The organism is Bacillus sp. B1-WWTP-T-0.5-Post-4 (assembly GCF_009183795.1).
Classification (GTDB): Bacteria; Bacillota; Bacilli; order Bacillales; family Bacillaceae_G; genus Bacillus_A; species Bacillus_A cereus.
This window is the reverse complement of sequence record NZ_WEIJ01000019.1, coordinates 1-23,995: the sequence shown is the minus strand read 5'-3', so window position 1 is coordinate 23,995 and position 23,995 is coordinate 1. Positions and strand designations below refer to the sequence as shown.

Here is a 23,995-nt window from a genome sequence, read left to right as displayed (position 1 = left end):
GCACGTCGAATTGTATTTTTTTATCTTATTTTAGGCATTTATTACTTCTTTTTTTACATCTGGTAAGCCTTTTAATAAATTTTCAGCAATTGTTAACCACTTCGATGTCTCTAAGCCATTTGTTTTCATAACAATTTTCAATTGTGATCCTTCCATTCCTAAACCGATCATACGTCCAAAACTATTTCCGAGCATGAATAATTTTCCACCATCAATATTTTGGCTTGCTTGTTCAGAAAACAGGAATGTTACTTCAAATTTATTCTGCTTAATTAATTCAATTTGTTCTTTCATTGCCAACACTTTAATATTTGCAATTTGTAATAAATAACCAACTTCTTGTGGATAATCGCCAAATCTATCGATCATTTCTTCCTGCAATTCTTCAATATCCTCAATTGCAGAAACACCTCTAAATTGTTTATACATCATAATTTTTTGCTTACTATCTGAAATATAAGCATCTGGTAGATATGCATCTACCTCTAAGTCAATTTCAACATTAACTATATTTTCAGCCCCATCTGTTCCTCTACGCTGTTCAATTGCATCTTTTAACATTTGAGAATATAAATCAAATCCGACAGAATCAATAAATCCATGCTGTTCTGCCCCTAACAAATTACCTGCTCCACGAATAGATAAATCTCTCATCGCAATTTTGAAACCAGATCCAAGTTCCGTGAACTCTTTAATTGCTTGTAGACGCTTCTCTGCAACCTCTGACAGCACTTTGTCACGTTTATATGCAAAGTATGCATATGCAACACGATTAGAACGTCCAACACGCCCACGAAGCTGATACAACTGTGATAATCCCATACGATCTGCATCAAATACAATTAACGTATTTACATTCGGAATATCTACACCCGTCTCAATAATTGTTGTACTTACAAGAACATCATGCTGTCCTTCTAAAAATGATAGCATAACAGACTCTAATTCGCTTTCGTTCATTTTCCCATGTGCGTACGTTACGCGGGCATCTGGAACTAACATCGAAATTTCATCCGCTTTTCTTTCAATATCCTCTACACGGTTATATAGGAAGTAAACTTGACCACCTCTTGCAAGCTCTCGCTCTATCGCCTCTCGTATTAATGCTGGATTATACTCTACTACATACGTTTGGACTGGGAAACGATTTTCTGGTGGTGTCTCAATAACAGATAAGTCGCGCACACCAAGCATAGACATATGAAGCGTCCGCGGAATCGGAGTTGCCGTTAATGTTAATACGTCAACATTCGCCTTCAATTGTTTAATTTTTTCTTTATGTGTTACACCAAATCTTTGTTCTTCATCAATAATAAGAAGCCCTAAATCTTTATACGTAACATCTTTAGATAAAATACGATGTGTTCCGATTACAATATCTACTGTTCCATCCTTTAAGCCCTTAATTGTTTCATTTTGTTGTTTTCTCGTACGGAATCTACTTAATAAGCCTATATTGATCGGATAATCTTGAAAACGCTCTCGAATTGTTTCATAGTGTTGCTGCGCAAGAATCGTTGTCGGTACTAAAATTGCAACTTGTTTTTCATCCATAATTGCTTTAAATGCCGCACGAATAGCCACTTCAGTCTTTCCATATCCTACGTCACCACAAAGGAGCCTATCCATTGGGCGTCCGCGTTCCATATCTTTTTTAATCTCGTCAATAGAACGTAACTGATCCTCTGTCTCTTGATACGGGAAAGATGATTCGAACTCTTGTTGTTCTGCCGTATCTGGCGTATATGCATAGCCTTTTGAAGCTTCGCGCTCAGCATATAGTTTAATTAGGTCATCCGCAATGTCTTGTACAGATTTTTCAACTTTCGTTTTAACCTTCTTCCAATCACTACCACCTAATTTATAAACTTTCGGATCCTTACCTTCAGATCCTACATATTTTTGAACTTGATCAATTTGTTCAATTGGAACGTATAGCTTATCATTACCTTGATATTTAATATTTAAATAATCTTTATGAACACCATTAATCTCTAATGTCTCAATACCTAAAAATTTACCTATACCATGATTTACATGAACTACATAATCTCCAACTTTTAATTCCGAATAACTTTTAATACGTTCAGCATTCGATAACTTTTGTTTACGTTGTGATTTTTTAACTTTCTTATGAAAAAGCTCCTTTTCAGTAATGACAACAAGCTTTTGCATCGGCATTTCAAAACCTGCATGTAAATCACCTACAGCAATTTGTAACCTTCCAGGCAATAAAATATCTGTACCTTCTACAATATCTGCCTCAATATCATAATCACTTAAAATATGTTGTAATTTTTTCACACGTTCATCATCTGTTCCAAGTACAACAGTCGTAAAATGCCCTTCATTCCATCTATCAATTTCTGTTTTTAACAAATTCATCTGTCCATGGAAATCTTGCATTGTTTTACATGTTACATTAACAATATTTTGCGGATGTGTGTGTGCGATATGACGCAAGAATAACGTTAAATATACAAAACTTCTTTTTTTATGATGAAGAAACCCCTCGAATGGGTGAGAGAAAGATAAATCTTGAATAATTGTTCCTTCACCAAGAAGTGATATATACCATTCCGCCTCTTCTGTTTCAAGATGCGATGCTGTTTCTTGAATACGGGAAATCTCGTCTAAAATTACAACACCGTCTTCTGGTAAATAATCTATCAGACTAGCAGGTTCTTTATAGAAAATAGATAAGTATTTAAACATCTGTTCTATACTTTGCCCGTTTTTCAACATCTCAATTTCATGACTTACCGTCTCAAGCACTGTAGTCTTTAGTTTATCATCAGAAAGTTTTTGCATCGTCTTAGTCAAACCTTCTTCAAGATGCTGAATTCCTGATTTTAATTCTTCCTGTGAAAATAAAAACTCTGTTGCTGGACCAAACCTAACGCTTTCTTTTTTACCTTGAGAACGCTGTTCATCCACATCAAATAATCGAATAGAATCGACTTCTGTATCAAAGAATTCAATACGAAATGGTAGTTCTTCAGTTAAAGGATAAATATCTAATATTCCCCCACGCAAACTGAACTCCCCTGGAGCTTCTACCATCGACTTACGTTCATAGCCAATATGATGTAAAGTATGCAAGAGCGCATCTAAATCAATCTCTTGCCCTAGATTGATTTCAACTTGCTTTTGCTTCCACAATTCTTTTATTGGTAAAAATCTACGCAATCCTGCCACTGGCGCTACAATGATTCCATTCTCTCCCGCAGCCAAGCGATTTAACACTTCTATACGTTGCGCCTTCAATTCTGGACTTGCAACTCCAATTTCCGATGCTATCAGTTCATTCACTGGATATAACCACACATCTTTTTCACCAAGTAACGCCACTAAATCTTCATGTACTTTTTGTGCTTGGTATAAGTTATGCGTCACGATTAATTGTGATTTTTTTGTTTTTTTATATAAAGCCGCCATTAATAATGAACGAGAAGACGTTGCCATCCCTGATATAAGTTGTTCTTTTAACCCATCTTCTAATCCATTAATAACCGATTGTATCTCTTCATTTTTATAAAATTGCTCTAATAAACCTATCATTTTTAAAACTCCTCTCAACATAAAGAGCAAGTCATTCTATTTTATGCAAATATTTTGGAAAAGGAAAACAGAAAAATGCTTTGGACATGCCAAAGCGACAACATTTTATTGCAGAAATTTTTCATACTCATAATACTCAGGATAAGATGCGAGCGTTTCTTGACACGATTCACAAATCGTTTTTATATATATATTTCCATTCTCATGAAAATGAATCATTTCTACTACTTCTTGCTCTGTTAGTTGAAATAAAACGTCGCTATATACTTTTTCTGCGTTAATGGAGCCTACATTACCTCCGCAGTGTCTGCAATAATAATACCCTTCCATACTAGCCTCCTAAAAATTCAATTACTACTAGTATGGGTAAAACAAAAGAGAAATATTCCCAATCTCATTTTTAACTATTGAAAGTATTCATGATTTGGAGAAAAGGCTTATTTAGCCACTCTTCACATGCATCCGCTGCTTTTTCAATAGAATGGTTAACATCCGGAATCTCTTCAGATGTAAAGCGTCCTAATACATAATCGACTACCTTCATTCCATTTTTCGGGCGATCGATTCCCATACGGATACGTTGAAATTCTTGTGTTCCTAGGTGCGAAATCGTTGACTTTACACCATTATGTCCACCAGCACTACCTTTCATGCGAAGACGCAATTTACCTACAGGAATGTCCAAATCGTCGTACATAACAACGAAGTCCTCAACATCAATTTTATAATAATCCATGAGTGGACGAATACTTTCCCCAGATAAGTTCATGTATGTTAGCGGCTTTAATAAGATTACCTTTTCTCCATTAACAAACCCTGCACCAAATACACCTTTAAATTTTTGTTCATTCAAAGAAATGTTCCAACGCTTCGCAAGTTCATCAATGGCCATAAATCCAATATTATGCCTTGTTAATTCATATTCTCTACCTGGGTTCCCAAGTCCTACTATCAATTTCATTCTTGTACCACTACTTTCTTTTTTCGATACGAAAAGACGTAACCAATTTTGGTTACGTCTCATTCTATCCAATTAATTGAATAATACACTCACAGATTCTTCTTCGTATACACGAATGATTGCTTCTCCGATTAATGGAGCAACTGAAAGTTCATGTACTTTGTCGATTTTCTTCTCTTCTGGTAATACGATAGAGTTCGTTACAACTAACTCTTTAATATTTGAATTTTGAATACGCTCAATTGCTGGACCAGATAATACTGGGTGTGTACAGCAAGCATATACTTCAGAAGCACCGTTCTCAACAAGAGCGTTTGCTGCTAATGTAATTGTACCAGCTGTATCAATGATGTCATCAATTAAAATCGCTGTTTTACCTTCAATATTACCGATAATGTTCATTACCTCTGATACATTCGGGCGAGGACGACGCTTATCAATAATAGCGATTGGCGCTTTTAGACGATCTGCCATTTTTCTTGCACGAGTTACACCACCATGGTCAGGAGACACGATTACGATATCTTTAAGACCTTTTGTTTCAAAGTAATCTGAAAGAATCGGTACACCCATTAAGTGGTCGATTGGGATATCAAAGAACCCTTGAATTTGTGGAGCATGTAAATCTAGAGTGATTACACGAGTTGCACCTGCTGTTTCAAGCAAGTTTGCTACAAGTTTCGATGTAATTGGTTCACGAGAACGCGCTTTACGGTCTTGACGCGCATAACCATAGTAAGGAATAACAATATTAATTGTTTTCGCAGATGCACGTTTTAATGCATCAATCATAATAAGTAATTCCATGATATGTTCGTTTACTGGGAAGCTTGTAGATTGAATAATGAATACATCGCAACCACGGATACTTTCTTCAATGTTAATTTGAACTTCTCCATCACTAAAACGATCAACAGAACATTTTCCTAGCCCTACTCCAATATGCTTTGCAATCTGCTCAGCAAGTTCCTTATTAGAGTTTAAAGAGAATACTTTCAAATTAGAATTTAGATATTGAGTCGACATCTAGATTAACCCTCCACATTATGATTTTTTCTTATTCAGCAATTGATCAACATAGTCTTCTTTGTTAACTTGACGTGCACGTGCTACCGATAATGCTTTTGATGGAACATTCTCTGTAATTGTAGAGCCTGCTGCCACATAAGCACCATCTTCAACTGTTACTGGAGCAACAAGGTTTGAATTACATCCAATAAATACCCCATTACCAATCACAGTTTTGAATTTATTCTTACCGTCATAGTTCACCGTAATTGAACCACAACCAAGATTCACGTCTTCTCCAACTTGTGCATCCCCGATATAACTCAAGTGTGAAGCTTTACTTCTATTACCAAAGACAGTTTTTTTGATTTCCACGAAGTTTCCAACGCGTACTTCGTCTCCAATAACTGAATCTGGGCGAATATGTGCAAATGGACCAACCGATACTTCTGTACCAAGCTTACTATCATGTACAGTAGATTGTCGAATTGTCGTACGATCTCCAATTTCACTATCGCGAATTACTGTATGCGGTCCAATTTCACAATCAGAGCCAATTACAGTGTTCCCCTCAATAATTGTTCCTGGATGAAGAACTGTATCACTACCGATAACTGCATCAGCAGAAATATAAGTGTTACTTGGATCAATAATTGTAACACCGTTTACCATGTTCTTTCGGTTGATACGGTTTTTCATAATAATTTCCGCTTGCGATAGAGCGACTCTGTCGTTAACACCTAACGTTTCGTCGAACTGCTCTGTTTGATAAGCTGATACGATATGACCTTCATTTTTTAAAATCTCAATAACATCTGGAAGGTAATATTCACCTTGCACGTTATCATTTGAAACTTTAGAAAGTGAAGCAAATAAAGCCTTATTATCAAAACAATACGTACCTGTATTGATTTCTTTAATAGCTAATTCTTTCTCATTTGCATCTTTATGCTCAACAATCTTTTCAACATGACCATTCTCATTACGAACAATACGGCCATATCCAGCAGGCTCTTCTATGTATGCTGTTAGCACCGTCGCCATTGCTCCTGCTTCTTTATGTTGCTGAAGTAATGCTTCCATTGTTTCAGCAGTTATTAGAGGCGTATCACCACAAATAACTAAAGTTGTTCCTTCTTCATTTGCAAGTACACTTGCAGCTTGATCTACAGCATGTGCTGTACCAAGTTGTTCTGCTTGTAATGCAAATTCACTTACGTTCCCTAGCTGTTCTTGTACCATTTCAGCACCATGTCCAACAACCGTTACAAGTTTCTGCAATCCTAATTGAGATACTTGATCGACTACGTGTTGTACCATAGGTTTTCCACATACAGGATGCAGCACTTTGTATAGCTTAGACTTCATACGTGTGCCTTTACCTGCAGCTAGAATCACTGCAAATCTGTTTGACATATAGACCCTCCATCGCAACCTATTTATCCATTAAAGATATTATCCTAAATCATCATATATTTCAAGAAACACATTTTAACTATTAAATTTTACCATAATTCTTATAAGATGTTTTACTCTTTAGTATCTTTTTTAAGAAATAAGCTATACTATTTAAAATGATTTTGAAAAAATTAGTAGTTTCTTCTTTTTATGTTAATAAATTATGCAGTTTCCAAATATAAAGCAAAAAAAAACAAACTCCTGTAAATGCTTACAGGAGTTTGCTACAAAATTATAAGGCTTTTTGTCAAAAGCCCTTTTCATTCGAATTTTACGAAGCACCTGCTTCTTCAAACTCAACCTCTTCTAACTCGCCTAAACGATGATACTCTGTTAAAACCGCATCTTGAATTTTAGAGCGTGTACCAGAATTAATTGGATGTGCAATGTCACGGAACTCTCCATCTGGAGTACGTTTACTTGGCATTGCTACAAATAATCCATTATTACCATCAATTACACGAATATCATGAACAACAAATTCATGGTCTAGAGTAATAGAGGCAATTGCTCTCATGCGGCCTTCTGTGTTTACGCGGCGTAATCTTACGTCAGTCACTTCCATCTTGTGTTCACCACCCTTTTCTAAATAAGCGATATATTTGTATAAATTCCACAAATTTTCTATTTCCCCTTTAATTTTTTAAAAATTTTTAAGATAAAAATTTTTAAAGTAGTTGAATATAGAGATTAGTGGAGGTTATCGCTTACAAAAGGTTACTTAACTAGGGCGATTACTTCAATTTCAACGGAAACATCTTTCGGTAATTTTGCTACTTGCACACAAGATCGAGCTGGTTTATGAGTAGAGAAATAAGAGCTATACACTTCATTCACAGCATTAAAATCATCCATGTCCTTTAAAAATACTGTTGTTTTTACGACTGTATCAAATGAAGCACCTGCTTCCTCTAATACCGCTTGTAAATTTTGAAATACTTGTTCTGTTTGTACTGTTACATCTCCTGTTACAAGCTCCCCATTTGCCGTCAATGGAATTTGTCCTGAGCTATAGAACATGTTATTTACAATAATCCCCTGTGAATAAGGTCCAATTGCTTGTGGTGCCTTGCTTGTTTGAACAACTTTCATACTTTTCACCCTTTTATTATTTATTTTACTCTTTAAAAATAGTGTACGAAAGGCAGTTTGTCCACCTATTTTATAATCTATAAATAAAATAAAAAAAGATAGAGCTATCTGCTCTATCTTTTATTCCGCCTCTACAAGCCCTTCATCAAATGGCGCAAGAGAATAATTCCCTTTTTCCACTTGAATCGTTTTTTCTTTCACATCAACTTCCGATAGACGAATTAATGATACAAAATTATTAATTAGTCGTTCTTCAATATCTGTGGATTCTACTAATACACCAATACCAACAACATTAGCCTTGAACTCTTCTAACATACTCATCATACCTTGAATTGTTCCGCCAGCTTTCATGAAGTCATCAATAATTAAAACATTCGACCCTTCTGGAAGACTGCGTTTTGCTAACGTCATTGTTTGAATTCGTTTAGAAGAACCCGACACATAGTTAATACTAACAGTCGGACCTTCTGTTACCTTATTATCTTTCCTTGCAATTACAACTGGTACATCTAAGTAATTTGCCACTGCATAAGCAAGTGGAATCCCTTTCGTTGCCACCGTCATAACTGCATCAATTGGTTGCCTAGCAAAAACAGAAGCAAACAAACGACCTGCGCCATTAATATGGCGAGGATTACTCAATAAATCTGTCATGTATAAGTAACCGCCAGGCAAAATACGATCTGGGTTTTCAAATAAGCCACAAAGCTCATCAATAATTAGATCTGCCTCTTCTTCACTTATATACGGTATATATTTCACTCCTCCTGCTGCTCCTGGTATCGTTTGCAATGTGCCGACCCCTTGTTGTTCAAACGTTTGCTTAATAATAACTAAATCTTCACTAATGGAAGACTTAGCCGATTGATACCTTTCAGCAAAAAAAGTGAGAGATACTAGCTGACGAGGGTTTTGTAGCAAGTAATAAGTCATATCGACTAACCTTGTACTTCTTCTAATTTTCATACTCTCACCTCAAATCACGAATATTCTAAACAAATCATAACGTATTATACGTCTTTATTCAAGCGTTTCTCGCTCTCCTAATAAACGTACCGCATAGACTTGTTCACAAAATCCTTTTAATCCGTTATAAATGCGATGCATTCGTGAATCATGGTGTACAAGTCCGAATACAGTTGGACCACTTCCACTCATTAATACAGCATCCGCTCCAAATCGCTTCATCTGTGATTTAATACGGGCAACTTCAGGATGCATTCCAAATGTTACATCTTCTAAAACGTTACCAACAGTATCACAAATTCCTTTATAATCACCAGAATTTATGACATCAACCATTTTATCTACATTTGGATGTGTAACTCGATTTAACTTTAAATTTCCATACACATCAGCAGTAGATACACCTATATGTGGTTTCGCTAAAATAACCCAACAAGAAGGCGGAGTCTTTATATGCTCAATTTTCTCTCCTCTTCCAGTGGCAATTGCTGTGCCTCCGTATACACAGAACGATACATCTGATCCAATTTCTGCGCCAAGCTCTGCTAACTCATCAATTGTAAGCCCTAAATTCCATAATTTATTAAGACCACGTAATGTCGCTGCTGCATCACTACTTCCACCTGCTAATCCAGCTGCTACTGGAATCGTTTTTTCAATAGTAATAGATACACCTTTTTTTACATTAAACTTCTCTTTTAATAATTTCGCTGCCTGATAAGCTAAATTTCGTTGGTCGTCTGGGACATACCGATTATGGGATAAAATTTCAATACGGTCTTCTGCTAATTCCGTTAGTTCTAGACGATCTGCTAAATCAATGGTTGTCATAATCATTTTCACTTCATGATATCCGTCTTGTCTTTTTCCCAGTACATCTAACGACAGATTAATCTTTGCTGGTGCTTTCACTAGTAGCTTCAATCTATTCACCCACTCTATGTACTCAATCTTTTATCGTTTATTTTACCATAAATTTATAGTAAGACGATGACACTTCCCTAATTATAACGAAAAGCATTCAGAATGAAACTACTTATGTAAAATGATGGCACCTTTTAGAGTACAAAAAGCCGAGGAATGTCTCCTCGGCTACCGTAGCATAGAAAGTATCTTAACTACTGGTTTCGTTTCATTAATTGCTGTTCTGCAATTTCTATAGCACGTTTCACCATGTTACCAGCATCTTTCGCACGAATTCCGCCCCATCCTTCTTTCTGAACAACATCATAAAAGCCAAGCTCTTTTGCTAGCTCTTCTTTAAATTGGTTTGACATGACACCTCTTCGTCTACTCAATGCAGAGTCCCTCCTTATTTTGCTACGGTATAGTTAGTATGCAAAATAATATAGCTTTTCATTTATGGGAATATATGTAATGATATACGGATTATAAAATGACCTCATTATGAGGGTCTCCATAAAATGTTAACTCTACTGTCTCTGTTAAAACATCTGCATAACTATAAGATACACGTTGCAACGCATCTTCTTGTTGATCCAATTGTACAACAAAAACGGAACGGTATGTTTCTGCTAGTACACCTGATTGCTCCACAGTTTTTCTTCTTCCACTATTTGCTTTTAACATAAGTCGTTGTCCAAGATGGTGATCTAATTCGCTTTTAATTTCATCTAAACGTTTTGACATATACTTCGCTACACCTCGCTGTAATTTAGATTGAACACTTAAAGCACGATATATCTATCCTAATTATTAACCGCGATTCACAGCTAATATCATCCTGCGTTTGAATAGATAGAAGAAATACTATATTGTAAAAGTCTCATTACGTAGTCTGTACGTTCTTACCTCTTTTTATCCAAATTCATTTAAATCCTTCCATACAAAAAAGCAAGATACATATGTATCCTGCTTACTCTTCGTAATGTTGAAAAGGTAATCCCGTTCGTAAAATCCCTCTCGTTTCAATTCCACCTAGTCCCTTTTCACCAGTAATTGTATTACGTACGACATCCCATACATTGACTCTCTCCATAAATGAAGTAAAACTAATTTTACCAACTACATATACAGGATCTAGTGCATGAATATTAATTCTAGATGGTGAACTAGCGAAATTGGCCCCTGCACGAATTAGTGCCTCAAAATGTGATTGACATGCCCCAGCAAAAATAACAAGTTGATCCAGTGATGGATATTTTTTTCGCACTTCACGAACAGCCTGTACAAAATGCCTTGAATGCCTATATGCCGCTAAATCTCCCTTCACTCCTTTTGATTTTGTATATGCATCATGCCCTGTAATAACGAGAATGTCTGGGCGAAAGTGATCTATTAAGTCTACTACTTTTTCATGCATCTCCGTTTCTTTACAATGAATACCTTGAACAGGAACGCCAATTTTGTTATATAAGTCTAAGCACTTGCGCAAATATAAAGGGTCTCCATCTATATGCAATACACGTCCCGGCATTTGAAAATAATTCACCTCACTTGTGTATCCACCAGTTGAAGTATGTTCATGCCTTTGTTTCATCAGTACATAATCTTGTTGAAACAAACGATACGTGCGCTCCATTGTTTCTTTCTCACGCTTCACCCTTTTTTTATGTTCTCTTTGATCTATACTAATTAAATCTTCAAGTGGCGCATCCGCCACCAGTCTAATTTCCTCTCCAAACAATATAGCTATCTCACCTTTTATTTCTATAATACGAAAAAGAATATCCCTCTTATGAGAATATCGTTCCACTAATTCTCCAACATGTAAAACCATTCTCCTACCTCCAAACTCATTAGGCCATCTTACCTGTTTTTAAAGTATGAATTTAGAGAGAGAAAGGTGACAAAAGGGACAGTTCAAGTTGAACTGTCCCTTTCATATTCTTATGATAATTTATGAAGAACTAATGCATTACTTAATGTTGCAAACTCTTCAATAGATAGCGTTTCGCCTCTTCGCTTTGGATCAATTCCTACTTCTGTTAAAATTCGATCCAATAACTCCTTATCTTTCGGGAAACCATTTAAATTATTTGATAAATTATTCATTAAAGTTTTACGGCGCTGTGCGAAACTTGCTCGTACTACTTCAAAGAAGAACGTTTCATCTGTCACCTCTACAACCGGTTTAGGACGCTTTAGAAGGCGGATAATTGCAGAATCAACGTTTGGCTGTGGTACAAACACTGTACGCGGTACAGTCATAACTGTTTCAACCTCTGTATAATACTGAATAGCAATCGATAAAGAACCATACTCTTTCGTTCCAGGTTTAGCAGCTAAACGATCTCCAACTTCTTTTTGCATCATAACAACAAATCCACGAACTGGTAACTTTTCTTCAAGCAATTTAAATAAAATTGGCGTTGTAATATAGTATGGTAAGTTAGCTACTACCATTACATCTTGCCCTTCTTCAAATTGCTCATTAAATACTTCATGTACATCTGCTTTTAGTACGTCTTTATTAATAACTGTAACGTTACCATATGGCGCTAACGTCTCATCTAAAATTGGTAATAGTCTTTGATCAATTTCAAAAGCCACTACTTTTTTAGCACGCTTTGCTAATTGCTCTGTTAATGCACCAATACCTGGTCCAATTTCAATTGCACCACTTTCTGAACCAATTTCTGCATGATCGACAATACGATTTAATACATTTGTATCAATTAAAAAGTTTTGTCCTAAACTTTTTTTGAATGAAAATCCATACTTTTCAACAATGTCTTTTGTACGATTTGGCGTTGCGATATCCTTCATCTTTTTTCCTCCTGTATTACTTGCTTATAAGCTTCTGCAAATGATTCCTTTGAAACTTGAAACATCTGTAATCGTTTATGTAACTGTTTTGCATTTGTATAACCAATCTTTAATAGCTTACCCATTCTTTCTCTGCGGCTCTTTGCCATTTCTCCGCCCACTAAGCCTGCATCGACTAAATCACTCCAACTAATTTCACTTGTGTAAGCTTCCATTTCTTCATGTATATTCTCTAGAGCGCGGCGAATCGACTCATTAGAAGCGTGTTCGATTCCAACACCCTTTTTCCTTTTAGCAAGCGCTTCTTCCTTCGGTAAAAAGGCATGCTTACAGCCAGGAACCTTGTCAGAAATAATTTTTCGAATACGCTCTCCAGGATAATCCGGATCTGTGAAAATAATAACTCCCCTTTTTTGCTGCGCTAATTTAACTTGCTCAATAACATGATCACCGATTGCTGAACCGTTCGTTTCAATTGTATCCGCATCAACAGCACGCTTAATCGCAACTGTATCATCTTTACCTTCTACAACGATAATCTCTTTTATTTTCATGCTTGCCTCCACACTCATTTCGTCTCTACTTAGTAAAACAAAAAAATGACGACTTTTCCATTATTATTTTCCCCATTCTTATATTTTAAAAAATAGAATAGAAAAATCTTTGTTCTCTGTCCTTATTGTAACACTTCATCATTCACATTTATTTTCTTCATCACTTCTACTAGTTTTTCTCAAAATAAAAAAGAACAGGTTTCCCCATTCTTTTTTATTCAACACCAAATAAAACTTTTGCATTTTTAGTTGTCATTTCTGCTACTTCCTCATAAGAAATTCCTTTTAAATTCGCAATTTCTTCTGCTACGAGTTTTACATAACTCGGTTCATTTCGTTTCCCTCGAAATGGGTGCGGTGTTAAATACGGACAATCCGTCTCTATTAACAATTTCTCTAATGGAATCTCCGTAGCAACCTCTTTCGGCTTCTTAGCGTTTTTAAATGTAACTGGTCCACCTAACGAAATTAAAAAGTTCATATCAACACATCGCTCTGCTACCTCTACGCTGCCGCTAAAGCAATGCATAATGCCTCCTACTTCAGCTGCATTCTCTTCTTCTAGAATATCAACAATATCTTGAGTTGCATCGCGGTTATGTATAATAATCGGCAATTTTACTTTTTTCGCTAATGCAATTTGTTTACGGAATACTTCTTTCTGTATTTCTTTTGGAGACTTATCCCAGTGATAATCTAAGCCCATTTCTCCAAGTGCAACGACTTTAGGATGAGAAGCAAGTTCTTCTAACCAAGCTAAATGTTCTTCTGTCATGTCGATTGCATCAACTGGGTGCCACCCAACCGCAGCGTAAATAAAATCATAGGCTTCAGCTAATTCCATCGCCTTTTTTATCGTTACTTCATCAAAACCAACAACAACTGTATAAGTAACTCCCGCTTCTTTCATTCGGGCAATAACCTCTTGCAAATCTCCTTCGAATTGCTCTGCATTCAAATGTGAATGTGTATCAAACAACATAATACATAACTCCTTTTATATTGAAATCAAGTTTATTCTACAAAAATAAGTTCTTTAATGACTTAACGATAACAATACTACAATCTTAATGCAAAAATAGAGAGTGTAAAAAGAAAAAAGACGCTTCACACATGTTACACGTGAAACATCTCTTTTCTTGTCTTAATTACTTGATTTTTGTACCATTTGGTAGATTTTGGTCAATTGATGCTAATGACAATACGCCATTCTCTTCACCCGCTAAAATCATACCTTGCGATAATTCACCGCGTAATTTTACAGGTTTTAAGTTTGTTACACAAATAACCTTTTTACCTTTTAAGTCTTCCGGCGAATAGAATTTTGCAATTCCAGAAACAACTTGACGCTTTTCTGTACCTAAGTCTAGTTGAATTTTTAACAGCTTGTCTGCTTTTTTCACAGGTTCAGCAGATAGTACTTCAGCTACGCGTAATTCTACTTTAAAGAAATCATCAATTGTAATTTCTTCTGCCTTCGGTTCTTCTTCTTTTTTCTCTTCTACTTTAGGAGCAGAGTTTTTCATTTGTTCTTTAATGTACTCTACTTCCACTTCCATTTCTAAACGAGGGAAAATTGGGTTTCCTTTTTCTACTTTTGTTCCAGCTGGAATGCAGCCAATTGTAGAGAGACTTTCCCAAGATTTATGAGCTTCATCAGTAAGGCCAAGCTGAGCAAACATCTTGCTTGGTGCTACTGTTAAGAATGGCATAAGCATAATACCTGTTTGACGAAGTACTTCTGCTAAATGAGCCATTACAGAGGCTAACTTTTCACGATCATTCTCATCTTTTGCTAATACCCATGGTTGTGTTTCATCAATATATTTATTCGTACGACTAACTAGTTGCCAAATAGATCCTAACGCTACAGAGAACTCCATATTCTCCATTGCTTCTTCTACTTTTTTCAAAGTATCTTGTGCAAACGCTACTAACGTTTCATCAAATTCCGTCACATTTGCTTTAAATGCAGGGATTTCTCCGTTAAAGTACTTATCAATCATAGCTACTGTACGATTTAATAAATTACCTAAGTCATTTGCTAAGTCGAAATTAATACGCTCCACAAATCCTTCTGGTGTAAATACGCCATCAGATCCAAATGGAACTTCACGAAGTAGGTAATAACGTAATGCATCTAATCCGTAACGATCGATTAATGTAACTGGATCTACTACGTTTCCTTTTGACTTACTCATCTTTCCATCCTTCATTAAAATCCAGCCATGAGCAAAGACTTTCTTCGGAAGAGGTAAATCTAATGCCATTAAAATTATCGGCCAATAAATTGTATGGAAACGAACAATTTCTTTCCCAACTAAATGCACATCTGCAGGCCAGAATTTTTTATATTTCTCTTCATTTGCTGTTCCATAACCTAACGCCGTAATATAGTTAGATAATGCGTCAACCCATACATAAATAACGTGTTTTGGGTTACCAGGAACACGAACTCCCCAGTCAAATGAAGTACGAGAAACTGCTAAATCTTCTAATCCTGGTTTAATAAAATTATTAATCATTTCATTTTTACGAGACTCCGGCTGAATGAAATGTGGATTATCTTCATAGAACTTTAATAGTCTGTCGACATATTTACCCATTCTAAAGAAATAAGATTCTTCACGAACAAGTTCTACATCATGACCACTATCTGGGCTTTTTCCTCCAACTACTTTGTCGCCTTCCATAATTGGATCTACTAATTGATGCTCTGTATAGAACGTCTCATCTTGTACAGAATACCAACCTTCATATTCATCAAGATAAATGTCACCTTGATCTACTAATTGTTTAAAGATTTTTTCGACAACATCTTTATGACGATCTTCAGTTGTACGAATAAAATCATCATAAGAAATATCCATCTTCTCCCAAAGCTCTTTAATTCCTGCAACAATGTTATCAACATATGCCTGTGGCGTAATATTTAACTCTTCTGCTTTCTTTTGGATCTTCTGTCCATGCTCATCAGTTCCTGTTAAATAATGCACATTATAACCTTGCATACGCTTATATCGTGCCATCGCATCTCCTGCTACTGTCGTATAAGCATGTCCAATGTGTAATTTTCCACTTGGATAATAAATTGGGGTAGTAATATAAAAGGACTTATTTTCCTCTGTCATTGTTTTGGACCTCCCGAATAACCTCATATGTATTTATAAACAGTATATCAAAAACTCATATATAAAGTGAAACTTTAATCAGTAGGGTTTTTGTTCCTCCCCACTAATTATTAGCCCACGTTAATTGGGCTTTTACGAGCAGCCCAAATCTAACTTATCTTCTTTACGCCAACCTAATTTTCAATTTAGGTCTTAATGCTCGATATCTTTATCATCTATTGCTCATATTTCAAAAAAATATACAATATCCACTTTAAATTTATTATTTTTTCAGAAAATAATGTAAATAATTGTGGAATTTCCTCTCAATCTATTATATATAAGAAATAAGAAATCTATAAATCTTTTTAAAAAATATAGAATTTAAGAATTGACGGAAATGTAAATGATTGGTATCATATGTCCATAGGGTATTTTGTCGAAAAATGACGAATCTAAAAATAGACTCGAAACTTATAAACTATTTATTTAGGAGGAAAAAAATTATGAAATCTACTGGTATTGTTCGTAAAGTTGATGAATTAGGTCGTGTAGTAATTCCAATCGAATTACGCCGTACTTTAGGTATTGCAGAAAAGGACGCTCTTGAAATCTATGTTGATGACGAAAAAATCATCTTAAAGAAATATAAACCAAACATGACTTGCCAAGTAACTGGTGAAGTATCTGACGGTAACCTTTCTTTAGCTGAAGGTAAAATCATCTTAAGCAAAGAAGGCGCTGAGCAAATCTTAAACGAACTTCAAGATTATATCGAAACAGCAAAATAAGCTTCTCAATTATGAGAAGCTTATTTTTTATCGACATGATAGATTTGATATACATCTCTTTTCGACAAATCTCGATCTTTAGCGACTGTTTTAATCGCTTCTTTTGAATTCATACTTTTTTCATTTATATAATATTCAATATGATCATATACCGAAAGAGATTCCCACCATTGTTCTTCTGGAGCAGGTTCTTCTGTTGAACCAGCTACTAAAATACAAAATTCACCACGTACTTCATTTTGCTTCGTCCACTCAATTGCTTCTTCGATTGTTCCTCGAATAAATTCCTCAAATTTTTTCGTTAACTCTCGACATAATACAATCTCTCTATTCCCCAACACTTCCTGCATCGAAATTAAAGTATCATCTAAACGATGAGGTGCTTCATAAAACATCATTGTAGTTTGTACATAACGAAGCTTTTCTAACTCCATCTTCCGTTCCTTTTTGTTTCTCTGCAAGAAACCATAGAAATAAAACTGCTTTGTTTCAAGACCGGATGCAATTAATGCTGTAAGGGCTGCATTTGCTCCAGGAAGCGGAATTACATGATATTGCTCAGCTACTGCCTCAACGACAATATCGTAACCTGGATCAGAAATACACGGCATACCAGCGTCACTAACAAGTGCTACATTCTTTCCATCCTCTAATTTCTCTAATAGTTTCTTCCCACTTACTTCTTTATTGTGCTCATGATAACTCGTGACAGGTGTTTCAATTTCAAAATAATTACAAAGTTTTTTCGTTTGTCTCGTATCTTCAGCAGCAATTAAATCAACTTCTTTTAAAATTCGGATTGCACGAAATGTCATATCTTCTAGATTTCCAATAGGAGTTGGTACTAAATATAAAACTCCCTTTTCATTTTGTTGAAAGCTTTTTTGTTGCCACATAGCGTTCTCCTTTTTGCATATATGCCTCTTTTTGTTTTCTCGTTAATTGCTTAAAGTAATACTCCGCTTGCATAGCTGTACGCTTATCATCGTGGGTCTCTACATATTTTAAAACGACAGGAAGCCTGACGCGTGTATACTTAGCCCCTTTGCCGCTATTATGAGTCTGAATTCTCTTTTCTATATGGTTTGTATATCCAGCATAATAACTTCCATCAGAGCACTCTACCACATAAAAAAAGTGCTTATTCTTCTCCATATAAAATTGAACGTAGCTCCTTTGTATATTCGTTATTGTTCTCATATACAACGAGAGGCGGTAAAATTTTCAAATCTGCATTTCCATCCTTAATTCCTTCAATTAACAATGTATTTGCTTCTTTTCCAACCTTAGGATAAACAAATTGCACACGCTTTGGTTCAATTTTATATTTACGCATTAATGTGACAATGTCTAGTAATCGCCCTGGACGATGTACAAACGCTACTTTCCCACCTTGTTTTACTAACTGACTACTTGCAGATACAACATCTTCTAATGTACACATAATTTCATGACGAGCTATCGCTAAATGTTCATTCATATTTTTCTCTGAAGTTTGAGGTGTTTGAAAATATGGTGGATTACATGTAACAACATCATATTGATGACGCCCAAGTTTCTCTGGCATATCTTTCAAATCTCCATGTATGAGGTGAATTCTTTCTTCCAACCCATTGTATTGAACACTTCTTACTCCCATATCATATAAGCGTTCTTGAATTTCCACACCAGTAATATTTCCTTTTGTTCTTGTACTTAATAGAAGGGGAACAACCGCGTTACCTGTACACAAATCAAGTAAATTCCCCTTTTGAATTGGTACCCATGCAAAATCTGCAAGTAAAACGGCATCTAAAGAAAAATTAAATACTGATGGGCTTTGTATAATCTTCATGTCTTGTGCTAATAAGTAATCTAAACGTTCATCTTCATATAAATTCATATACTGCTCCTTTTCTTACCCTTAACCTACCCTATTTCATGTATAAAAAATTACCTTTCCAATTATAATTGGAAAGGTAATTTCACTTTTTATTTAAGAATGAAAGACAGAACAAACAATCTCCCTCTTTACGTACACTTCCATAATGTAGATTGCAAATATGAAAACCTTCTTGATATAGTCTCGCTAAATTGTCATAGCCTTCACCAATATCTGTTTTCGGCTTCACTTCTTTACGTTTTTGAGTTTTTTGTTTTTCTTTATTCTGCACTTCTTCAAAACGGTGTCGCAAATTGTTATTTTCCATTTTTATATGTTGGTTTTCTTCCAACAACTCTGCAAGATGCTGTTTTAACTCTCCCAACTGTTTATATAAATGTCCAATTTGCTCTTCCATACTAGAAACCGATTCAAAAATATCTTTTTTCTCCACAAGCACCCACCTCATTAATCTGTGGTTTGACTCGAAACGACCCCTTTATTCACTAACTCATCTAACGTATATTCTACTATCCGTTCCTTGTCTACTAGTTCCACTTGAATTAATCTTTCTAAAATATTTAATCCGATAACACGGCCAGTACCATGCGGGGTTTGTATACGTTGATCTAAATCAGGAAGTTGTTCCTTTGCTGCCTCATATTCATCATTCTCATATTTTAAGCAACACATTAAGCGACCACATAAACCAGAGATTTTTGCAGGATTTAATGATAAATTTTGATCCTTTGCCATTTTAATGGATACAGGTTCAAAATCCCCTAAAAAAGTAGAACAACAAAGCATACGACCACATGGACCAATACCACCTAGCATCTTCGCTTCATCACGAACACCAATTTGTCTTAGTTCAATTCTTGTTCTAAAAATTGCGGCTAAGTCCTTCACTAGTTCGCGGAAATCGATCCGACCATCCGCAGTAAAATAGAAAATAATCTTATTACGATCGAATGTATACTCTACATCTACAAGTTTCATATCAAGATTATGCTCTACTACCTTTTGTTGACAAACTTGATATGCTTCTTTGGCAGCATGTTTGTTCTCTTCAACAATGGTACGATCATTTTCATTTGCAATACGAATAACCTTTTTTAGCGGTAATACAACGTCGTTTTCATCAACTTGTTTTTTGGTAATAACTACTTTTCCGTATTCAATACCTCTTACCGTTTCTACAATGACAAACTCATTTTCAGAGATATCGAACTGGTTTGGATCAAAGTAATATACCTTTCCGGCCTTCTTAAAGCGAACACCTACTACATCATACAAAACGGTCATCCCTCCTGCAACCGCAACACTAACTGTTCGAACACAAGCTGCGCATTTACATTAGCGTTGATTCTATTTTTTGCCTCTAATATATTAAAGAGAGCTGATACAATGCGCTTCTGAGCATAGGAAAACGATTCAAACATCTCTTTCTGCTCATGAAAAACAAGACGATCTTCTTCTCCAAGTTGAACATATAATAAATCCTTATAAATAAGGAGTAACATATCTAAACCTTGCTGTAATTGTTCTTTCTCTCCAAAGTGTTTTCCCCATTTTTCTTGTACAAAAAAAATAGAGGTTTTATCTTTTTCGAGCGCTTCACATAATTTTATCACTAAAGCTCGTGCTTGTGCAAACCATTCATCACTACATAAAGCTAAAGCTTCATCAAAACTATTTGTAAGTTGAGCAGCAAGTGTCGATAAAGATGCTGTAATCCCTTCATCCTGTAATCTTCTAATTAAAGATTCCGTAGGTAACGGTCTAAACGTAACAACTTGGCAGCGAGATAAAATCGTATTTAAAATTTGATGACTTTGTTCAGTAAGTAAAATAGCAGTTGTATCACTACTTGGTTCTTCTAAAAATTTCAAAAGTGTATTTGCCGCATTTGCTGTCATACGATCTGCGTGCTCAATAATATATATTTTTTTATTTGCCTCTAATCCTGTTTTGGAAAACTCTTCTTGTAAATCATGAATTTGCTGCTTCTTAATAGATAATCCGTCTGGTTTTACAATATGTAAGTTAGGGTGGTTACCTGAATCAATTCGCTTACAGTTTGTACATACATGGCAGGGCTCTACTCCATTCCGCTCAGAACAGAGGAAACTCTTTGCCATTTGAATTGCTGTCGCAAACTTTCCTGTCCCTTTCCCTCCCTCTAACAAGTAAGCGTGGGATATACGCTCTTTTGCAATGCTATTCATCAACATTTTTACACCGATGGGTTGTATAGCAGAAAGCTGCTCCCACGTCTTCGTCATAATGCATACCTCACTTATTTCATTCTTTCCTTCTATTATAACAATTTATCTTCTATAATCTGAACAACTTCTTCTATAAGTTTTTCCATCGGTTGATCAGCATTTACCAATACAATACGATCCGAGAAACGTTCTACAACTTGTAAATACCCTTCGCGCACACGTTTATGGAAAGAGATATCTTCCATATCTAGTCGATTTACTTCACGTCCTGCATCTTTTTCAATCCGAGCCAAACCAACCTCAGGCTCAATGTCTAGATAAATTGTTAAACTAGGCATACAGTCCTCTGTTGCGAAACGATTTATTTCAAATACCTTATCCATACCCAATCCTCTTGCATAGCCTTGGTATGCTAAAGAGCTATCTATAAAACGATCACATAACACGAGGTAGTTCTCATTAAGTGCTGGCATAACTTTTTCTACTAAATGTTGTCTGCGCGCAGCAGCATAAAGAAGCGCTTCTGTACGTGCTTCCATCATCGTATATTCTTGTTTATGTAAAATCGTCCTAATGTCCTCAGAAATTGCAATACCGCCTGGTTCCCTTGTCGCCATTACCTTTTGTGCTTTTTGTTCAAAATATGGCAATAAGCTTTTAATTAACGTTGTTTTACCTGAACCTTCTGGGCCCTCAATTGTTACAAATAATCCCTTCATCCTAAAACCTACTTTCTATATCATACACTTTCATATATTTCGTATTACCTTGAAAACGAGCTCCTGCTCTTTCTAAATACATAATTTGCTCTTTATGCTCTGAAGTAATTCTCTCTCCATACATAATTAATGGAATTCCAGGTGGATACGGAATCACCATTTCCGCCGCTATCATTCCAACAGCATCTTCTATAGATACTATCTTTGTTTCATATCCGTCTAGTTGTTTATACGTATACGGTAAAAGAGAGAATTCACCATTATAAGTATAACGAATAGATTCCCTCTTGTCTTTCACCTCATAATGTTGCAATGCTACTCGGATCATCTCTATAACCTTCATATATCCCTCATTTACTTGTAAGGGTAAAATAAATAGGACATTGTACGGATCAGCCATCTCTGTATATATACCGACCTTTTCAAATACAGACTGTAATTCGTACCCTGATAACTGACAACGAGTTTGTACGGTGACCTTTAACTCATCTTGCAACGGATATTCTAAAATGGCGATTTGGGGAATAGAACGTAATTGTTCCTTAAATCTTCGTAAAAACTCAACAATTTCACTGTGACCTTCTTCTTTTATACGCGCCATTGTAAAGCGTGCTATATCCAAGGAAGCCATAATTGGATACGATGGACTACTAGATTGTAGCATACTTAAATAAGTAGTAACCTTATCTTCGTCTACTAAATGACTATTTATATGTAAATAGGAACCCATTGTCATTGCGGGTAATGTTTTATGTGCAGAATGAACTACAATATCTGCACCATATGTTAATGCTGACTTCGGAAATGGTTCTCCCAAACATAGATGTGCCCCATGTGCCTCATCTACCAAAACAGGGATTTTATGTGCATGTGCAAAAGCGATGCTTGCCTCTAAATCCATCCCCATACCATAATAATTAGGATGCGTTAAAATAAGTGCTTTCGCATTTGGATACTTTCTAATTGCGTTCTTAATAATTTCATTACGAACTCCCACTGGTACGTTATAAGCTTCATCAATCCATGGATCTAAAAAAATGGGATTTGCTCCCGCAAGTTTTAAACCATTAATAATTGATTTATGACAATTTCTTTGTACAAGAACAATATCATGTTCCCCGCAACAAGACAAAATCATTGCTAAGTTCCCGACTGTTGAACCATTAATTAAAAAATAACTTCTCTTTGTATTATAAACTTCAGCCAATAATTGTTGTGCCTCATCTATACATTCAAACGGACTATGCAAATCATCTAGTCCTGCTAATTCAGTTACATCAATAGATAGAATACCTTTAAACTCTCTTATTGCCTCCTGAGGGAAGTTTAAACCATTCTTATGACCAGGAACATGAAAGGATAACGGCCCTCTTTCTTTAAACTCTATTAACGCCTCATATAAAGGCATACGATTTTGATTCATCTACATCTCTTCCTTATTATTCATTCTCTATCTATTATACAGAACAAAAAAAATAATAGGCATATGCCTATTTAAAAATATGATACTTCTAATTTTCGAAGCTGCTTTAAATAATATATATATTTCGGATCATCTGTCTCTGTATTCACCATATCCTTTTCACATTCATGGCATATTAAATTATTATAAACATATATACCTTCTTTTCTTTTTGTCTCACAAACAATACAAACTTCACTTTGTAATGTCATAATCTTCCCTCCCTATTTAAGTGAACCTATTTTATACTTCTAATCCTTAACAATTTACAGAAAAATATACACCCATCTTTTATATAATATGATTAACTCTTGGGCAACGTGTTTGTATTTCCATTACTTCTTTCCCATTCTTTTTAACAATACAAAAAAACACAAGTCAAATGACTTGTGTTTTTAGTTGCTTGGCGACGTCCTACTCTCACAGGGACAAGGTCCCAACTACCATCGGCGCTAGAGAGCTTAACTTCCGTGTTCGGTATGGGAACGGGTG

At 35.5% G+C, this 23,995-nt stretch carries 26 protein-coding genes and 1 rRNA gene; 1 reads left to right on the top strand and 26 read right to left on the bottom strand.

Features of this window, described 5'->3' with window-relative positions; all coding sequences use genetic code 11:
* Positions 1 to 30: 30 nt before the first annotated feature.
* From mfd to metG, 16 genes are all read right to left on the bottom strand, one after another.
* On the bottom strand, positions 31 to 3,561 hold the full coding sequence (gene mfd / locus GBN91_RS27635; protein ID WP_152122770.1) for a transcription-repair coupling factor: 3,531 nt from the start codon (positions 3,559 to 3,561) through the stop codon (positions 31 to 33).
* A gap of 105 nt (positions 3,562 to 3,666) precedes the next feature.
* The gene (locus GBN91_RS27630) at positions 3,667 to 3,891 is read right to left on the bottom strand and encodes an anti-sigma-F factor Fin family protein (RefSeq protein WP_000399438.1); all 225 of its coding nucleotides are present in this window, start codon (positions 3,889 to 3,891) and stop codon (positions 3,667 to 3,669) included.
* A 70-nt stretch (positions 3,892 to 3,961) separates the two neighbouring features.
* Entirely contained in the window at positions 3,962 to 4,522 is a 561-nt protein-coding gene (gene pth / locus GBN91_RS27625; protein WP_000767702.1) for an aminoacyl-tRNA hydrolase, read from the bottom strand.
* Positions 4,523 to 4,594: 72 nt separating this feature from the next.
* Positions 4,595 to 5,548 carry a ribose-phosphate diphosphokinase gene (locus tag GBN91_RS27620; protein WP_000107420.1) on the bottom strand — a complete coding sequence of 318 codons (954 nt, stop codon included), beginning with the start codon at positions 5,546 to 5,548 and terminating at the stop codon, positions 4,595 to 4,597.
* An 18-nt stretch (positions 5,549 to 5,566) separates the two neighbouring features.
* The gene (gene glmU, locus GBN91_RS27615; RefSeq protein WP_000071041.1) at positions 5,567 to 6,946 is read right to left on the bottom strand and encodes a bifunctional UDP-N-acetylglucosamine diphosphorylase/glucosamine-1-phosphate N-acetyltransferase GlmU; all 1,380 of its coding nucleotides are present in this window, start codon (positions 6,944 to 6,946) and stop codon (positions 5,567 to 5,569) included.
* A gap of 313 nt (positions 6,947 to 7,259) precedes the next feature.
* Entirely contained in the window at positions 7,260 to 7,553 is a 294-nt protein-coding gene (gene spoVG, locus GBN91_RS27610; protein ID WP_000454041.1) for a septation regulator SpoVG, read from the bottom strand.
* Between the two features lie 152 nt (positions 7,554 to 7,705).
* Positions 7,706 to 8,080 carry a RidA family protein gene (locus GBN91_RS27605; RefSeq protein WP_000869815.1) on the bottom strand — a complete coding sequence of 125 codons (375 nt, stop codon included), beginning with the start codon at positions 8,078 to 8,080 and terminating at the stop codon, positions 7,706 to 7,708.
* A gap of 120 nt (positions 8,081 to 8,200) precedes the next feature.
* On the bottom strand, positions 8,201 to 9,049 hold the full coding sequence (purR, locus tag GBN91_RS27600; protein ID WP_000702466.1) for a pur operon repressor: 849 nt from the start codon (positions 9,047 to 9,049) through the stop codon (positions 8,201 to 8,203).
* 54 nt (positions 9,050 to 9,103) lie between these two features.
* A complete protein-coding gene (ispE, locus tag GBN91_RS27595) occupies positions 9,104 to 9,973 on the bottom strand; it encodes a 4-(cytidine 5'-diphospho)-2-C-methyl-D-erythritol kinase (RefSeq protein WP_000772104.1) in 870 nt (289 codons plus the stop codon).
* Between the two features lie 194 nt (positions 9,974 to 10,167).
* Positions 10,168 to 10,347, bottom strand: coding sequence for an acid-soluble spore protein SspF (gene sspF, locus GBN91_RS27590; RefSeq protein WP_002094215.1), 180 nt, complete (start codon positions 10,345 to 10,347; stop codon positions 10,168 to 10,170).
* 91 nt (positions 10,348 to 10,438) lie between these two features.
* Entirely contained in the window at positions 10,439 to 10,699 is a 261-nt protein-coding gene (gene veg / locus GBN91_RS27585; RefSeq protein WP_000044347.1) for a biofilm formation stimulator Veg, read from the bottom strand.
* A 226-nt stretch (positions 10,700 to 10,925) separates the two neighbouring features.
* A complete protein-coding gene (yabG, locus tag GBN91_RS27580) occupies positions 10,926 to 11,789 on the bottom strand; it encodes a sporulation peptidase YabG (RefSeq protein ID WP_000242868.1) in 864 nt (287 codons plus the stop codon).
* 110 nt (positions 11,790 to 11,899) lie between these two features.
* Positions 11,900 to 12,778 carry a 16S rRNA (adenine(1518)-N(6)/adenine(1519)-N(6))-dimethyltransferase RsmA gene (gene rsmA, locus GBN91_RS27575; protein WP_000651548.1) on the bottom strand — a complete coding sequence of 293 codons (879 nt, stop codon included), beginning with the start codon at positions 12,776 to 12,778 and terminating at the stop codon, positions 11,900 to 11,902.
* Complete coding sequence (gene rnmV / locus GBN91_RS27570; protein ID WP_000692836.1) at positions 12,775 to 13,332, bottom strand: ribonuclease M5; 558 nt, start codon at positions 13,330 to 13,332, stop codon at positions 12,775 to 12,777. The genes rsmA and rnmV overlap by 4 nt, the downstream gene beginning before the upstream one ends.
* A gap of 214 nt (positions 13,333 to 13,546) precedes the next feature.
* Positions 13,547 to 14,314, bottom strand: coding sequence for a TatD family hydrolase (locus GBN91_RS27565; RefSeq protein WP_000895851.1), 768 nt, complete (start codon positions 14,312 to 14,314; stop codon positions 13,547 to 13,549).
* Between the two features lie 166 nt (positions 14,315 to 14,480).
* A complete protein-coding gene (gene metG / locus GBN91_RS27560; protein WP_414826881.1) occupies positions 14,481 to 16,463 on the bottom strand; it encodes a methionine--tRNA ligase in 1,983 nt (660 codons plus the stop codon).
* 485 nt (positions 16,464 to 16,948) lie between these two features.
* On the opposite strand from metG, the gene GBN91_RS27555 reads away from it, so the two are divergent.
* On the top strand, positions 16,949 to 17,233 hold the full coding sequence (locus GBN91_RS27555; RefSeq protein WP_000843036.1) for an AbrB/MazE/SpoVT family DNA-binding domain-containing protein: 285 nt from the start codon (positions 16,949 to 16,951) through the stop codon (positions 17,231 to 17,233).
* A 20-nt stretch (positions 17,234 to 17,253) separates the two neighbouring features.
* Here GBN91_RS27555 and rsmI read toward each other — a convergent pair whose 3' ends face one another.
* From rsmI to rrf, 10 genes are all read right to left on the bottom strand, one after another.
* Positions 17,254 to 18,129: a 16S rRNA (cytidine(1402)-2'-O)-methyltransferase gene (rsmI, locus tag GBN91_RS27550; RefSeq protein ID WP_000267821.1), complete on the bottom strand. Its 876-nt coding sequence runs from the start codon at positions 18,127 to 18,129 to the stop codon at positions 17,254 to 17,256.
* Positions 18,098 to 18,388 (bottom strand): GIY-YIG nuclease family protein, encoded by a 291-nt coding sequence (locus GBN91_RS27545; protein ID WP_000414350.1) that lies wholly within the window; start codon positions 18,386 to 18,388, stop codon positions 18,098 to 18,100. The genes rsmI and GBN91_RS27545 overlap by 32 nt, the downstream gene beginning before the upstream one ends.
* Positions 18,375 to 19,115, bottom strand: coding sequence for a tRNA1(Val) (adenine(37)-N6)-methyltransferase (locus GBN91_RS27540; protein ID WP_001055366.1), 741 nt, complete (start codon positions 19,113 to 19,115; stop codon positions 18,375 to 18,377). The genes GBN91_RS27545 and GBN91_RS27540 overlap by 14 nt, the downstream gene beginning before the upstream one ends.
* Before the next feature lie 82 nt (positions 19,116 to 19,197).
* Positions 19,198 to 19,548 carry a DNA replication initiation control protein YabA gene (gene yabA / locus GBN91_RS27535; RefSeq protein ID WP_000412063.1) on the bottom strand — a complete coding sequence of 117 codons (351 nt, stop codon included), beginning with the start codon at positions 19,546 to 19,548 and terminating at the stop codon, positions 19,198 to 19,200.
* A gap of 14 nt (positions 19,549 to 19,562) precedes the next feature.
* Entirely contained in the window at positions 19,563 to 20,390 is an 828-nt protein-coding gene (locus GBN91_RS27530) for a PSP1 domain-containing protein (protein WP_000272429.1), read from the bottom strand.
* Positions 20,391 to 20,395: 5 nt separating this feature from the next.
* Positions 20,396 to 21,379 carry a DNA polymerase III subunit delta' gene (gene holB, locus GBN91_RS27525; RefSeq protein ID WP_000169561.1) on the bottom strand — a complete coding sequence of 328 codons (984 nt, stop codon included), beginning with the start codon at positions 21,377 to 21,379 and terminating at the stop codon, positions 20,396 to 20,398.
* Between the two features lie 35 nt (positions 21,380 to 21,414).
* A complete protein-coding gene (gene tmk, locus GBN91_RS27520) occupies positions 21,415 to 22,041 on the bottom strand; it encodes a dTMP kinase (protein WP_000677218.1) in 627 nt (208 codons plus the stop codon).
* Position 22,042: 1 nt separating this feature from the next.
* A complete protein-coding gene (locus GBN91_RS27515) occupies positions 22,043 to 23,464 on the bottom strand; it encodes an aminotransferase class I/II-fold pyridoxal phosphate-dependent enzyme (protein WP_006920522.1) in 1,422 nt (473 codons plus the stop codon).
* A 71-nt stretch (positions 23,465 to 23,535) separates the two neighbouring features.
* Positions 23,536 to 23,715, bottom strand: a complete 180-nt coding sequence (locus GBN91_RS27510; RefSeq protein ID WP_000175076.1) for a sigma factor G inhibitor Gin — start codon at positions 23,713 to 23,715, stop codon at positions 23,536 to 23,538.
* A gap of 189 nt (positions 23,716 to 23,904) precedes the next feature.
* Positions 23,905 to 23,995: ribosomal RNA gene (rrf, locus tag GBN91_RS27505) — 5S ribosomal RNA — on the bottom strand; the annotation flags it as partial.